At 35.1% G+C, this 15,174-nt stretch carries 12 protein-coding genes; 7 read left to right on the top strand and 5 right to left on the bottom strand.

What is annotated here, in order from left to right:
* Nucleotides 1–171 precede the first annotated feature (171 nt).
* Nucleotides 172–1,509, bottom strand: coding sequence for an ATP-binding protein (locus QHH19_03075; protein ID MDH7517307.1), 1,338 nt, complete (start codon nt 1,507–1,509; stop codon nt 172–174).
* Between the two features lie 221 nt (nt 1,510–1,730).
* On the opposite strand from QHH19_03075, the gene QHH19_03070 reads away from it, so the two are divergent.
* On the top strand, nt 1,731–3,032 hold the full coding sequence (locus tag QHH19_03070) for an ATP-binding protein (protein ID MDH7517306.1): 1,302 nt from the start codon (nt 1,731–1,733) through the stop codon (nt 3,030–3,032).
* Nucleotides 3,033–3,243: 211 nt separating this feature from the next.
* On the opposite strand, the gene QHH19_03065 is transcribed toward QHH19_03070, so the two are convergent.
* From QHH19_03065 to QHH19_03055, 3 genes are all read right to left on the bottom strand, one after another.
* A complete protein-coding gene (locus QHH19_03065) occupies nt 3,244–3,675 on the bottom strand; it encodes a type IV pilin N-terminal domain-containing protein (GenBank protein MDH7517305.1) in 432 nt (143 codons plus the stop codon).
* A gap of 293 nt (nt 3,676–3,968) precedes the next feature.
* Nucleotides 3,969–4,343, bottom strand: coding sequence for a nucleotidyltransferase domain-containing protein (locus tag QHH19_03060; protein ID MDH7517304.1), 375 nt, complete (start codon nt 4,341–4,343; stop codon nt 3,969–3,971).
* On the bottom strand, nt 4,316–4,741 hold the full coding sequence (locus QHH19_03055) for a DUF86 domain-containing protein (protein MDH7517303.1): 426 nt from the start codon (nt 4,739–4,741) through the stop codon (nt 4,316–4,318). Before QHH19_03055 ends, QHH19_03060 begins: the two co-directional genes overlap by 28 nt.
* A gap of 227 nt (nt 4,742–4,968) precedes the next feature.
* Between QHH19_03055 and QHH19_03050 the strand changes: the two genes are divergently transcribed.
* The 6 genes from QHH19_03050 to QHH19_03025 all read left to right on the top strand — a co-directional run bounded on the left by QHH19_03050 (nt 4,969) and on the right by QHH19_03025 (nt 14,231).
* Complete coding sequence (locus tag QHH19_03050) at nt 4,969–6,225, top strand: hypothetical protein (GenBank protein MDH7517302.1); 1,257 nt, start codon at nt 4,969–4,971, stop codon at nt 6,223–6,225.
* Nucleotides 6,226–6,231: 6 nt separating this feature from the next.
* Complete coding sequence (locus tag QHH19_03045) at nt 6,232–8,085, top strand: type II/IV secretion system ATPase subunit (GenBank protein ID MDH7517301.1); 1,854 nt, start codon at nt 6,232–6,234, stop codon at nt 8,083–8,085.
* A complete protein-coding gene (locus QHH19_03040) occupies nt 8,082–8,948 on the top strand; it encodes a type II secretion system F family protein (protein ID MDH7517300.1) in 867 nt (288 codons plus the stop codon). The genes QHH19_03045 and QHH19_03040 overlap by 4 nt, the downstream gene beginning before the upstream one ends.
* The gene (locus QHH19_03035; protein ID MDH7517299.1) at nt 8,945–9,856 is read left to right on the top strand and encodes a type II secretion system F family protein; all 912 of its coding nucleotides are present in this window, start codon (nt 8,945–8,947) and stop codon (nt 9,854–9,856) included. The genes QHH19_03040 and QHH19_03035 overlap by 4 nt, the downstream gene beginning before the upstream one ends.
* A gap of 82 nt (nt 9,857–9,938) precedes the next feature.
* Nucleotides 9,939–12,272, top strand: a complete 2,334-nt coding sequence (locus QHH19_03030; GenBank protein ID MDH7517298.1) for a type IV pilin — start codon at nt 9,939–9,941, stop codon at nt 12,270–12,272.
* 3 nt (nt 12,273–12,275) lie between these two features.
* Nucleotides 12,276–14,231, top strand: coding sequence for a choice-of-anchor L domain-containing protein (locus tag QHH19_03025; protein MDH7517297.1), 1,956 nt, complete (start codon nt 12,276–12,278; stop codon nt 14,229–14,231).
* Between the two features lie 29 nt (nt 14,232–14,260).
* On the opposite strand, the gene QHH19_03020 is transcribed toward QHH19_03025, so the two are convergent.
* The gene (locus QHH19_03020; protein ID MDH7517296.1) at nt 14,261–14,938 is read right to left on the bottom strand and encodes a hypothetical protein; all 678 of its coding nucleotides are present in this window, start codon (nt 14,936–14,938) and stop codon (nt 14,261–14,263) included.
* Nucleotides 14,939–15,174 lie beyond the last annotated feature (236 nt).

Below are 15,174 nucleotides of genomic sequence, written 5' to 3'. Positions count from 1 at the left end.
CACGCCCTGGGCAGGTGTTCTATGACTCCGCTCTGGCGGGTGCGCCTGCCCAGAAGTAAAAATGTTTGTTAGAAGAAAAATAGCGCGATTCACCCCCCATGCTAAAGTCTGGGGATTTCTCGCTCACAAAATGTTAAAAAAAATTTATTAATCTAATATTCTGCGAATATTTCAATCCCAATCATCTAAATCGTAAACTAAAAACCCTTTTTTCCTCAGGTTTTCTTTATCTTCTATTTTTTTTGCGATTAGCCCGTATTGTTCTTTTCTTCCTTTTTTATACCAGTTTACAAATTTTGCTTTTTCTTTCAATTTTTCTAGAATTTCAATTGATTGGTTATAAGATAAATTCTTCCATTTACATTCAAAAAATGTTATCTCTTTTTTATTTTCATTCAATGCAACGATATCTATTTCTTTGTCTTTATGCCACCAAGTACCTATATGAGTGAATACGATTGGTTTTTTATAGATTAAAAATTGTTTAGACACCTCTTCAAATAATTGTCCTATGAAATTATTTAAATCTGTCTTTATTTTTTTAATAACCGGAGAAATATCATCTAATTCTATAAGTGATCTAGCAGGATAGACAAATTCAAACCAGAATTTTATAAAATTGTCTGAGAGAGTATATTGTGTGTTTCTGATCCTCTCTTTTTTTTCTGTTATAGGAACAATTTTTTGTATTATTTTCACTCGTTCTAGAACGTTTAGATATTTTGATAGTTTTCCTGTTGGTATGTTTGTTTGAGTTGCGATTTTATTGAATTTTTTCTTTCCTTCGCTTAATGCATGTATAATGGTAAGATAGGTGGATGGGTTTTTGAACTCTTCGTAAAAAAGATTGAGTGGTTCTCTATAAAGGAAACAATTTTTATGAAGAATATGATCTTTTATATTTTCCCAAATGTTTTTTGTGTCATCAAATTCTTCCAGATAACGCGGTATTCCTCCTACTATTGTATAAACATATATAAAATCTTCAGTACTATATTGTGGCATAAAATTTTTTGCATCAAAAAAATTTAAGGGTGTTATTTCTATCTCGTAAGTTTTTCGTCCATATAATGCGCTTCCATAACCCATAGCTATTCTGTAGATAGTAGAGATGATTGATCCACATAAAATAATCATAATTTTTGTGTTTTTGAGATCTTCCCATCGGCGTTGTAGAATAGTCGGCCATGCCTTCTCAACTTTATAGAGGTATTGAAATTCATCTAATACAAGAACTGTTCGTTTTTTTCCTTCTAGTTTTATGAAATCAAAGAAGTCGTCCCAATTTGAAAATCTTATAAATTTTTCTTTTATTGTCCGTTCAAATGTTTTTAGTATGTCTGCAGAAATGTCAACTATAAAATAATGAGCGTTTTTATCTTTTATAAACTCTTGTAGAAGTCTTGTTTTTCCTACACGTCTTCTTCCGTATAGCAGCATTAATTCCGCTCGTTCTTGTTTGTAGATTTTGTTTAGAAGTTCAAGTTCTTGTTTTCTGTTAATTAACATACTTTTAGGTAGCATACTTTAAAGTATGTAATTTTTGGTTTAAAAGTGTTTTGATGGTATAACATCAGGGATGTTCTCTGTTTCTATCATGGTTAGATGATATATGAAAATAGGATATTAAGGTGATGATAAAGTTGAAATGATGATAAATTGTTAATCGTATTTAACGATTTAATAGTAAAGTTATTAAATATGTTTAACGATATAACATAAGTGCTAATATGAATGAAGAGATAACACAGGTAATAAGAGAATATTGGGAGAAAGGAATTCCACAGCAATTACATGAAAGAGAAATAGAGCTTTCTTCTGAAAGGAATTTTATAAACGATATTGTTGGGCCGCGAAGAGCAGGTAAAACATATCTTATGTTTCTAACAATTAAAAAATTGAGAGAGAGATTAGATAAAGAAGCGACAATCTATATAAATTTTGAAAATAGAAAACTAATACCTTTAAAAGATAGCTATTTCAATGATATAATCAAATTTATCTATGCAGAAGAGCTCTTTGAAAAATATGGAACTGTTTATCTATTTCTAGATGAAGTTCAGCGGATAAATGGATGGGAAAGATATATACGTAGTATCCATGATGAATTTAAAGATAAAATAAAGATTTTTGTTAGCAGATCATTCGCCAATCTACTTAGTAAAGAATACTCAAAATTATTAACTGGAAGACATCTTACAACGCAGGTATTGCCACTTAACTTCAGGGAATTTCTACAGTTTCAAGACATCAGGATAACCGATAGAATACCAACAGAGCGAGAAGAGACCAAGATTAAAAAACATCTAAATGACTATCTGCATGTCGGAGGATTTCCTGATGTGGTATTGGGTGAAGAAAAAGAATCAATTCTCTCTCAGCTGTTTACAGATATTGTTTCAAGAGATGTGCTTTCAAGAACGAATATAAGAAGGGAAGATGTGATGGAGGAATTTTCTTATTATCTTGCGAGTAATATTTCCAATCCACTTAGTTTCAATAAGATGAAAAATTATTTTGCTAGCAGAGGAATTAAGATTTCTGTTCCGACTCTTTTGAATTACTTTTGGCATTTGAAAAATGCATTTTTGTTTTTTGATAGCCTTATATTTTCTTACAAAGTAAAAGATCAGATGCAGTATCCTCGAAAAATCTATTGTGTGGATAACGGGATTGCAAACATTGCAGGATTTAAAACGTCTGAAAATATGGGAAGGCTCTACGAAAACACAGTAGCAATTGAATTAATACGAAAGGGATTCCATTTATACTATTGGAAAACGAAACAACACGAGGAAGTCGATTTTGTAGTTAAGCAAGGTACGAAGATTATGCAACTTATTCAAGTGTGCTATGATATTGAGAACATGGATACCAAACAGCGAGAGGTGAAAGCACTGGACAAAGCGATGGATGCATTTGACTTAAATGAAGGTTTTGTTATTACAGATGAAATCGAGGGAAAACAGAGGATGGATGGAAAGAATATCGTGTATCTCCCTCTTTGGAAGTGGTTGCTAGATTCATCATAAAAAATCATGAGAGATTAGGAGGATAGTATCGCTATTCCAACAATAGGACGTGTTATGTCAAGTATGGTTACTGTTTCTAGCATAGTTAGATGATATTGGAAAAGGGGATATTAAGATGATGATGTTTTTTATTTTAAATTTGATAAACTTATCTAACGTGGTTTATAATTTTTAGATTAAAAAAGAAATAGAAAAGGAGAAAATAGAGAGTCTATATGATAACTGTCCAACTTCCTAACAGAGAATTCGTAGGAACGTATCTCATAGTAAAAACGACAGATCCTGTTGGAGCCCAACAGTATATATAATCTCCTGCTATTATCATACCTGTTGGATTCATAGAGGAGTTAATAACCCCGCCTCCTGTATAAACTGCATAACGACAAGAAGGGCCTGAACTATTTGTTATAACAACATCATTCCATTGCACAGTTGGTTCTGCAGTAGCGATTATTATCTTATTGGCAGAGCTGTCAATATTACAAGCTATAGTTGGCGTAGATTGTTTAGTTCCTCCAATCATTCCACTAACATACACATACACTGTCGCTGCTATCGCGACTGTTATCGCAACCATTAGGATAACACCGATAACAGCAGAAACCGCTTCCTCACCTTTCACAAATTTTCTATTTGCCTTCATATTCACCCATTCTCTCCTAGCTATATCTCAAGCTATAATTGACAGTAAATATAACAGATAGTATAAATACTTTTTGACTTTTATAGTCCTCTACCCTAAAATAAAACCTGTTTTTATGATAAAAATTACTAAAAATGTAAATAAAAATAACACCCGCAAAACATTCTTTTCATAAGACGGAACAAATATCTATGTTGCGCGTACCTCCTGTTTTATCCTTATCTAGCAAGATTCACCTAGTTTATGATGTTGCATAGTTCTGTTGACATAGTTAGAAAAATCGATGCGCTGCCTCAGCTAAACATAAATAACGCTTCCCTTTGGGTTAATTTCTGTCTTTGTTTTTGATCATCCCATATTTTTCTAAAACCATAGAAATACTCATATAACTCATAAACATCTTTTGCATAGATAACTTTATGGTTCTGTATCACCTGAATTTTTAGGAAAAGAGGCATCGTTTCAAATATCTTGATATCATAATCTAGAGGAAGCGTATCCCGAAAAAGTTTAAACGCATTTTCGTTCGGTGCAACGATACAGATATCTATATCGCTTCTAAAATTGCTAACACCTTTAGTTAAAGAACCATATAGTAGTATTCCTAATACTCGAGCATATAGTGGTTCAAAATCTTTCTTTATTTTTTTAATGAGTTTTTTATCCATTTTTTTATGACCTCTAAAAATATTGATATTTCAGGTAGGATCTCTTTTATACTTTGAAATGCCACGAGATCATCGGTGGTATTATATCGGTGAATTAACCTGTTTCTCAGTCCATTCGCCTCTTGTAAAACTCTTTTATCAAAATTTAGTTTGGCACTAAGTTTTTCTATATTCGTGTAATCATCTTTTGGAAGGATTTTAACATCCTTACAGACCATTGCAACTATGTCCATACAAGATTCAGCAAGTTCTTGAAACGCTTTATAAGTAGCAAGTTTAGTGCGTTCATCCTCTAAGAATTCCTCCGAAGATATATCTGTCCACTCGTCAATCTCATCTATCCTTTTTTCTATAAGTTCTATTTTATCTTTGTAACGATCACGCCTATCACTATTCATTTATATCCCAAAGAGGTTTTATAACATAAGGCTCTTAATAATCTTTGCTTTGGGGCAAATCAATTTGAATACATATTTAATGTAACAAAGTAATTTTCTAAAAATAGATACCAGCATCCAAAAATCGATAGCTCTAAAAAATAATATCTTATCTAAACGAAATATTTATTAAACAGACATAAGCTTACACTTTTGTAAAAAAAAACAAAATGGGATGCATGATTGGGATGCAAAAAAAGAAAATTATTATAGAGAATAAGCCAAAAACTAGAAAAAAAACAAACAAAGCAACATTACAAAAAAACAAAAATAGAATAAAACAAAAGAGAGAAGAAATAGAAAAATTTTTAGAAACAAAAAAACCATCCTCACACTGGCTCAAAGGAAAACAGATAAGGTTCAACCCAAAAATATTTTCTAGACACAAAAAAAAGGATAGCCTCGTCAAATTCCATCTAGAAACAGTAAAAAAAATAGATGAGCTATTAGCAGATCTTGAAAAAGAAACAAAAGAACAAAAAAAGGAAAAAACAATCCATTCCACCTTTGGTTTAGCAGAACTAAGAGAGCCTTTAAAAAGAAAAACAACCCCGTCTTTTGAAACAGAGGACATGTTCGAAATAGTCAACCCTGATGCAGGTTTTCCTCAAACTGAATCTCATTGGAATGTAACGCCCCCGTTCAGGTTTGTAAAAAAAATCAGGGAATCACCTGATATTGTTTTTATCAAAAAAGACTTTGATGAGCGGATAAAAGACGAAGATTTCCATACACGGATGATAGGTGATAAAGACGTAGAGACACAAAAAAACATCATGGGTTTCGCCCATATAAAAATCAGGAAAAAAGATGAAAAAGCAAAAAAAGAAAAAAAAGTCACACCAGAAGAAAACAAAAAAAATGGGGTCATTAAAACAAAAAAAGCTTTGGAGGAAACAAAAAAAGAAATCGAGGTGAAAAAAAGAGAATTAGAACAGGCAAAAAAAGAAGCGAAAAAAAGAGAAAAAGAGCTCATCAAAAAAATGATTGAAGAAGAAAAGAAAAAAAAGGAAGAAGAAAAACTAAAAAAACTAGAGATGAAAAAAGCAAGGATAGAAGCAAAAAAGAGAGAAAAAGAGCTTAAGAAAAAAGCTAAGATGGAAGAAAAAAAGAAGAAGTTGGAAGCAAAAATGGCTTTGAAAGAAGAGAAACTCAGGCAAAAAAAGCTTAAAGAAGAACGGGAGTTAGAGGAGCATAAAGAAAAAACATCTGAGCCTACTTTGGGTGTGATAGATAAAAAAACAAAAGATACTATGGGTCATTTTATTTCAGGTAAAACAGAAATAATTGAGTTGAACCCGCTTCTTGATGATGATGTACGTAAGGTGCTTATTATAACAGATAATCTTCTGGAAAAACTACCAGATGATGTTATAGATGATTTTGTTAAATCCAAAGATTTTGAGTTATATGAGAAAGTCATTAGTAAATATAAGATAAAGTGATCTTTTATGGGTTTATTGGAAAAAGCGCAGCAGAGAAAAAATGTTTTACAGGGGACACAAATCTTACAGGAACCAAAAACAAAAGAGAAAAAAACTGGTTTGTTGGAGAAAGCAAAGCAGAGAAAAGAGGTTTTGCAAAAATCTACGACAACGAAGGGGAGGAAAAAAACAGAGCCTGTTAAAGAGGAGAGCAAAAAGACGGTAAAGGAGCCACAGCCTTATCTAGTTGATGAGCGGAAGGGTTTTGGTTGGAAGGGTCTTGGTAGTAGAAAAATTTATTTTAATAAGGAGATAAACGAGTATGTTTATGAGGTTTCAGAGCCTGTTTTGAATGAGGAGGAACTTAAGATAAAGGATGAGCTTGTTCGTTTGTTTAAGATGTTGGCTGATATAAACGTTTTTGGGTTGAGTAAAGAGGAGAAAAAGAGGCATCTTGAGGAAATACTAGAGCAGATAATAGTAGATAATGACGTAAAATTTTGTGAAGAGCCGATGAAAAGCAAAGGTATATTATTTGGCGGTAAATCAAAAAAAGATAGGAAAATAAAATTTGGTAAAAAAACGTTGGAGGAAAACAGCATAAAATCTGAGGGGGGAGCAAAGGATGCGATAGAATCTGATAATATAAATAATATGATAGGGTCAAAGGACAAGATTTTTTATCATATCTTCAGGGATTTTATTGGTTACGGGAAAATAGATATACTCATGGAAGACGAGGGTATAGAGGATATATCGTGTGATGGACATCATGTACCAATATTTATTTATCACAAGAAATATGATGCTATCACAACAAACATCCGTTTTGAGAATGATGAGGAGCTTGATTCTTTTGTTGTAAGGCTTTCGCAGATATGTGGTAAGCAGATATCGATTTATTCACCTATTGTGGATGGTAAACTACCAGATGGCTCAAGGCTTCAGTGTACCTTATCTAAAACTGTTACAAAAGGTTCAACGTTCACGATACGTAGGTTCAGGGAAGACCCGATAACACCTATAGATTTGATCAGGTTTAAAACAATATCTTTGGATATGGCAGCATATTTCTGGATGGCTATAGAAAACGGTGCATCTATACTATTCTGTGGTGGGACAGCTAGTGGGAAAACATCTGCTCTTAACGCTTTATCATTGTTTATACCAGCCTCACATAAGATAATATCAATAGAGGATACTAGGGAGGTTAACCTGCCGCATAGCAACTGGATAGCTGGTACAACGAGACAAGGTTTTTCATCATCAGATGAAAACAAAACAGGGAAAGATATTGACATGTTTGATCTAATCAGGGCGGCTCTTAGACAAAGACCTCGTGTGATAATTGTAGGTGAGGTTAGGGGTAGAGAGGCGTATAGCCTGTTTCAGGCTATGGCAACAGGGCATACATCATATGCAACAGTACACGCAAGTACGATACATACGTTGATACAGAGACTGGAAAACCCGCCTATATCATTACCAAGAGCACTGCTCACATCGCTTGATATCATAGTTTTTTTGAATGCTGTTGAAATCGGTGGTAAAACCGCTCGTAGGATGACAAGTGTTACAGAGGTAATCAAACTTGATCCTGATACAAACCAGCTTATATTCATGGAGCCTTTCAGCTGGGTTTCAAAAACAGATGACAGGTTTGAAAGCACAGGGACAAGCAAGATAATGAATGCTATTAAGACACAGAACGACTGGACAGATGAACAACTAAAAAGAGAGTTAGCAAACAGAAAAATCATACTTGAATGGATGGACAAGAAAAACATGCGAACATACCAGGAGGTTGGTAGAGTAGTATCAGATTATCACAAATACCCGGATGTAATATTAAAAAAGGCTATGGAGGAAATGAAAAAGTGAAATCCACAAACTACTCCAGGCTATGTAGACGTTTGTTCTCAAGGATATTTGAAAAACTCAATATAAGTAAAACCAGTAAAAACAATCTACTAGAAAGAGCAGACATAAGTATGGTCTACCAGGAATACTACTCTATGGTTTTAATGAACATACTAATAGGTTTCATATCATCATTTGTACCAACATTAATACTATACCTCTTAGTCCCAAACCAGATAACATCACTACTTATGCTAATCATATCATCTATAACACCCATATTGATAGGTGTTTATTACATCGGGATGCCGTCATCAAAAGCAAAAACACGAGCAAAAAACATAGATAGACACCTACCTTATGCGACGAATTTTATAAACACCATGTCAGTAGCAGGCATATCACCAGCGGAAATATTCGAAGCACTAGCCGCAGTGGATTTGTATGGTGAGATACAGAAAGAAGCAAAAAAAATCACCACAGAGATAAGCATGATGGGAGTAGATACAATAACTGCTCTAAAAAACGCTATTACAATATCACCATCAGAAAAACTCAAAGAATTCATACAAGGCATGCTAGGCGTTATACAATCAGGTAGCGAACTAGGACCATATTTTGATAGATGCGTAGAAAAATACATGCTTAACGATATGGTGGAGAGAAAAAGAAACCTAGAGTCGCTAGCGGTGATGGCAGAGGCTTTTGTTGTAACAGTAATAGCGTTCCCACTGTTTCTCGTAATAATAATATCTGTTATGGGTATGACCAGTAGCGGGGGCATAGATTTCAGGTTTCTCTATATCCTAGCATTTGTGATACTACCAATGGCGTACTTCGGTTTTTATGTGATGATGAAAATAGGGATGGGGGAATCAGTATGAAGAAACTACGCATAATAAAAAGATACAGCGAAAAAGGAATTTACGGTAAGGATAAAACCATCCTGATCATACTAGGTATATCAGCAGGTTTCTCAACAGTATTGTTTTTGTTAGGTTTCTTAACTTTTTTAGGTGCATTTAATGTTTTAAACGGCATGCTGTCAGGTTTTGATTTCATTGTGTTTGGGATACTTTTAGTAATTGGTCCAATTGGTTTCTACAACCATATCCAGACGAAAAAGAAAAAGGATGTGGAGGAACATCTACCAGATTTTTTACGTGAAATAAGCAGCTCAACATCATCAGGTATGACTGTTTTTGATGCTATAAAATCAGCTGCAAGAGGTGATCATGGAAGGCTTACACCTGAGTTACAAAAAATGTCAGCTCAGCTATCATGGGGTATATCTGTAAAAGAGGTTTTGGATAATTTCGCAAAAAGAATAAACACGGCTACTGTGAAAAGGATGGCTATAACAGTAAACAAAGCGTTGGAGATAGGTGGGAACACGTCTGCTGTTTTTAACGCTGCAGCAAAAGAAATAGATCAAGCTAAACGCGTTGAGCAGCAGAGAAGAGCGGAGATGTCAATGTACAGCATAGTTATTTTCATAAGTTTTTTTGTTTTCCTAGCAGTTATTCTAATAATTGATAAAACAATTTTTGCAGCTATTTTCGATGTTCAAAGTAAGATGGCAGGTGCATCAACAGTTGGTATGCAGGGTATGCGGTTATCATATATTGACCCAGAGGCGTTAAAGTACACGTTCTTCTCCTTCGTCCTAGTTCAGGGTATAGGTGGTGGAATACTTGGTGGTTTCATGATGGATGGGAGATTATCATCTGGTGTTAGATTCGGTTTTGTACTTGTTCTGATTTCCTTCTTTATATTTAAGATATTATTCTAAAAATAATTTAGCAATATGTAAAAATACCACAAAGGATTTAAATATGGGGTTTTATAAAATATTTATCTGTGGATTGGGAGAGATGAGGAGAGATACTTTGTTGTTGGATGGGTATGCGGTATCAGAAGTAGTTGGTGCTGTAATACTATTGCTCATAGCGGTAATTGTTTTCGCAACCATAGTCATGTATGTGTTCCCATTACCTATACCACCCCCTGAACCAAATGTTGAACTATATGGATATGTTAATGACAACGGGGTAGCGGTAATAGAGCATATGGGTGGAGAACCCCTTGAGTATTATAGGATTGTTGTAAGAGAAATAGATGGTACACTTATTAGCACAACCACTTATAACAACGAAAAAGAACCATGGAAGATAGGTGAATGTAAATATCCAAACACAGGCTCACTTCTTCTAACAGAAAATGATAAGGTACGTGTCAGTATCTATAGTACATCTAAAGATGGTAGTGAACATCCTGTTTTCGAAGGTAGACTTATAGGTAAACATAGAGAAACACCACCACTGATATCACCCATGTTAATATCTAGTCTTAGAACCAACACAGTTGATGAAGACCTAATATGTTACAACTACACAATAAAACCAGTTATTCCTGCTTCAACCTACATATATAGTTGGTTAGTTAACGGTAAATCAATAACAGATTTATTGATGCCTTTTGACACTAACAGTTTAGTTAATGTTAAAGATTATTCTGGCAACGGAAACAATGGAACAGCCTATGGACCTATTTGGACTAACAAAGGAGTTGTCGGCGGAGCATATCAGTTTGATGGCATAGATGATTATATCTCAATCCCATATTGTTTTGATGCCCCATTTATAGATGATTTGACTGTAGAAGGATGGATAAATACATCAGCGCAAAATGGTATAATATCATCCTACAATAGGAATAAATACTGGGAGCTTGGAGTAACAAATGGAAAGGTTAAATGGAGTACAACAGCAGGTGATGGCACAAAAGACTCGATAGGCATATCAAACGTAAGTGATGGGCGATGGCACTATGTTGCTGCGACCTACAAATCATTTACAGGTGAATCAATTATTTATGTTGATGGAAAACAGGATATTAAAAACAATGATCACACACAAGGTGAGTTAATTGGCACTGGTGAATCGCCAAATGGTTGGATAGGTACTGGTCCTGAAGCAGCAAGAGAAACCATATTTTATACTAGTTTTGAAACAGAGGATGAAAAAAACAATTGGAAGCCAGATAATGAAACAGGGGGCGGAGGCGCTTCTATAACATGGGAAACAGTATTCTATGATAATTTTGAGACCGGCTGGGGCAACTGGAACGATGGTGGCTCAGATTGCAGTAGATACACAGGCGGCACATACGCATATAGAGGTAGCTGTGCAATAAATATACAGGACAATAGCGGATATCCCAACTCAGCAACATATTCAAATGTAATACCCGTGGGTACACAAAAATACACGCAAATTAAAATCGATTTCTGGTGGATAGCAGTATCAATGGAAAACAAAGAGGATTTCTGGGTTGATTATTATGATGGAACAACTTCTCATAGATTAAAAACAATAGAAATAGGAACCGGTCAATACAGCAACAACGTGTTTTATCACACGGTTTGTTATGTTAATAAAACCGATTATCCTTTCACAGATCAAGCGAGGTTTAGAATACAGTGTGACGCAAGTGATGATACTGACGATGTTTATCTAGATCACATTTACATAAATGCAACCTCAGGCTATAGAGTAGATTACGTGTTTGATTTATTTGATGCTGATGAATTGAACCCAAGAACAGGTACATATTCTATTGGTGGCTCCGGCGATTTTGATCCTGATTACGCTTATTACAATAGAACAGGCATAGACATATCTGGATACAAGGACGTTACATTATCTGTATGGTATAGTTACGACAGCACAGAGGCTGATGATTATTTTGGTTTATATTACAAAGATGGTACCAACTGGGTTACAATATTCGAAGTAGACCCCCAAATAGGCAATGGGAATCAACTAGAATGGACAAACGTGCAAGTGCAGATACCAGATCACATATATAACTTAGTTCTTCAATTCAAATGGTCCACATCATCCACAAGCGAGTACGTTGCTATAGATGATCTCGAGATAACAGGGATACTACTTGGTGGGGGGTACAATTTCAGTGGAGCAATAGACGAATTCCGCATCTACAATCGTGTTCTTTCATCAGAACAAATATACCAGAATTATCTCTGCGCTAAATACGGTCGCACTGACAAAAGTGTTATTGTATCAGAAGAAACCTATATCAATGATATTTGGAGATGCATAGTAACACCAAATGATGGCATAAACGATGATACACCAGTAGAATCAAACATTTTACAGATAATTAGTTATGGTGGAGGGGGATAAAACATGCGGAAAGCGTTTAATAAAAAAATTTGGCTAATCACTACAACTATAATCTTATTGTCCAATTTATTCATAGTCTACCAAACAGAAAAAGTTAGCGCAGGATCATATGACGGCAGAGATCTAGCACTAGCAATTCTATCTAATCAATCTGTTCTTGTAAGTTCATCGTATAGTGATAAAGACCTTTCAGACCACAGACAAGGGAAAGTTCTTTCATCTCTAGGGATTATGGCTCCAACCAACGGCCAAACATTCGCGCTGCTTAGTACAGGTATAGCTGGTGCTGTTCCAGTAACCACAAATACAGTTAATCCTGGTGAGGAACGAGGGAGCTGGTTCGCTGGGGGAAAATATGGGAGCCCAAGAGACCAAGCTACATTAACAATGACCTTAAAAGTTCCACCATACATGCACTATCTGTATTATGATGTACAGTTTTTTAGTGTAGAGGTTCCTGAATATAAGGGAAGTCAATACAACGATAAATTCACAGCAACTGTAAATTCACCATCAAAAGGTATAACAACCTATGTGATTGATATCAACAGCGGAGACTTCGTATTAAATTCTAGGGATATACCTGGTACTGGCTTTGACGTTTTTGCTACAAGTGGTAACCCTGATGGTGTCGACTGGGTTGATACGACGCCAAGGACACCAGGTGCTGATGGTGGTGCAACAGCTCTCATTACGAGAGAAAACCCGGTTTCGCCACATGAGGAGATCATAGTGACTTTTGATATAATTGATGTTGGTGACAACCAGTTTGATAGTGCTGTCTTTATCGACAATTTAGTGTTTTCTGGTTTCGCAAAAACAGAATTAATAGCAAGAAAAATAGCCCAAGATGTAAATGGTGGATATCTGGAATGTGGTGACACGATAAGATACACTATCACAATTAGTAACATCGGGACAGCTAACCAAGGTGATAACCCTGGTAATGAGTTTGAGGATGATATACCAATTAACACAACATATGTACCTGGTTCAGCTACTGCAACATCAGGAACAATAAGTTATAGTAACGGGAAAATAATATGGAATGGTGGCATACCCGCGCAGAGTAGCGTCGCATTAACATTTAATGTAACTGTTAATCAGAGTCTAATAAATGGTACAATAATATCTAATCAAGGAACTATCTATTGGGATAGCAATGAGGATGGTACAAACGATGCAACTGAGCTAACAGATGACCCAGCGGTTGATGATGGCATTGACCAAGATGGAGACGGAGAAACAGGTGACGATGACCCAACTAGGGTAATAGTGTTTGCTTTTGAACCACCATCTGTGGTAACAGAGGATTTCTCAGATGATACGCCCAGTGGAAAAGCATCTCAATCATATTATGGACGTTTGTGGTTTGAGACAGACAAGGGAAAAACTGGTAGTGTTTTCGAAGTTGCACCAAGTTATCATTATTCAACAGCAAAATCTTTTAAAACAAAAATAAGGTCATCAGGTGGGAAACGATATTGGAATTATACTTTATCACAACTTAACAGTGATATGATATGGTGGGAGGCTTGGTTTGCCTGTGGTAACACTAGCGAGGTGTCAGATATGTATCTGGATTTCAAAAACACTGCAGGTGACAATATTGCGAGAATAAAATTTGAGTATGTCCACGAAGGAACATCGAAACCAACTGATTGGGTTCTAAAACTATATTATATGGATCCAAGTAGTGGGTGGATTAGTTTAGACTCTGATTTCCAAGGTGGTTATTTATACAACGGTTGGTATAAGATAAGGATAGAGAAAAATGGTGAAAATAATATCAAATACTATCTATATAGATCCGGCGTAGGGCTAGTTAGATCCAAAACAGCTGGACGATTAAGCGCACCGTTTTCAAATTTCGCAAGGGTTGAATGGTATAACACGAAGAACCCTGTTGTATGCCCAATGTTTTTCTGGGATGAGCACAGAGTAGGACTTATCTCATAGATAAAAATAAATTATTTTTTATCTAATTTTTAATGGGGCTCTCTAATTGGGTCGAAAAACAGGTAGTTATCTATCTGGTTCTTTAGATCATTATAATCTTGTAATCCTTCTAGATACAGTTCTTCTGTTAATGTAAAATTTTCCATCAGCGATGAAACATTATCTATGTTTCCAAGAGATAGGTTTTCTGCTGCTCTTCTGAGGTAATCACTTGCGTTGTATCTAAGAAGAGTTATGTATTGGCCAGCTTTTGAAAAGTTAATATAGTAACCAAGAGCTTCTTTATATCTATTATTATCAGTATAGCCTAATGCGTTTTCAAAATAAGGTTTTGACTCACCAAACTTTCCGTATGAAGAAATGTATTTGTCCATAGCGGTGGTACAATTATCGATACATTTCTGTATTAAAGACGCAGAAATATTGACTAGCGCGTTATTAAACCAGAACAGAGCAAAATCAAAATGGTAATTACCAACCTCTCTGATCTCCCTAGCTGAATCCATCAGGATAGCGCCTTGTAGATAATAGTTTGTGAAATTCTCGTTTCTACTATTTAAATCCTGTATTTCTTCAATATGTGTTATAGTCAATGTTTCAATTTTTGAGCGGTTCACTATATCTGCAACAAAATAGGTTATGATAACAACACCAACCATGATTGATAACAGCATTACAAACATACTTTTTGTGAACTCTCTCGCCATAAAAATTCACCACACCTCATTAATAATTTTATATATCCCTACTCATCCACACAGATATCTATCTGTAGTTTTTACTATTTAAATACTTTGTGCAATTTTTACAAAATGTTAATTTTAAGGGTTTATATCTGTAAAAACCTACGACGTAAACAAGAGACTAGTGACATCCTCTCCGCCATAAATGGCGGAGCTTCCTATGACGCATGGTTAGTAGTCGATGTATAGGAGTCCAAACT

The organism is Candidatus Thermoplasmatota archaeon, assembly GCA_029907305.1.
Lineage (GTDB): Archaea > Thermoplasmatota > E2 > DHVEG-1 > DHVEG-1 > JARYMC01.
This window is presented reverse-complemented; position numbering and strand designations above follow the sequence as displayed.

Bases quoted from the DNA above. Each gene is read 5' to 3' on its own strand.
- QHH19_03075 (MDH7517307.1), bottom strand. From the start codon at position 1,509: ATGTTAATTAACAGAAAACAAGAACTTGAACTTCTAAACAAAATCTAC.
- QHH19_03070 (MDH7517306.1), top strand. From the start codon at position 1,731: ATGAATGAAGAGATAACACAGGTAATAAGAGAATATTGGGAGAAAGGA.
- QHH19_03065 (MDH7517305.1), bottom strand. From the start codon at position 3,675: ATGAAGGCAAATAGAAAATTTGTGAAAGGTGAGGAAGCGGTTTCTGCT.
- QHH19_03060 (MDH7517304.1), bottom strand. From the start codon at position 4,343: ATGGATAAAAAACTCATTAAAAAAATAAAGAAAGATTTTGAACCACTA.
- QHH19_03055 (MDH7517303.1), bottom strand. From the start codon at position 4,741: ATGAATAGTGATAGGCGTGATCGTTACAAAGATAAAATAGAACTTATA.
- QHH19_03050 (MDH7517302.1), top strand. From the start codon at position 4,969: ATGCAAAAAAAGAAAATTATTATAGAGAATAAGCCAAAAACTAGAAAA.
- QHH19_03045 (MDH7517301.1), top strand. From the start codon at position 6,232: ATGGGTTTATTGGAAAAAGCGCAGCAGAGAAAAAATGTTTTACAGGGG.
- QHH19_03035 (MDH7517299.1), top strand. From the start codon at position 8,945: ATGAAGAAACTACGCATAATAAAAAGATACAGCGAAAAAGGAATTTAC.
- QHH19_03030 (MDH7517298.1), top strand. From the start codon at position 9,939: ATGAGGAGAGATACTTTGTTGTTGGATGGGTATGCGGTATCAGAAGTA.
- QHH19_03025 (MDH7517297.1), top strand. From the start codon at position 12,276: ATGCGGAAAGCGTTTAATAAAAAAATTTGGCTAATCACTACAACTATA.
- QHH19_03020 (MDH7517296.1), bottom strand. From the start codon at position 14,938: ATGGCGAGAGAGTTCACAAAAAGTATGTTTGTAATGCTGTTATCAATC.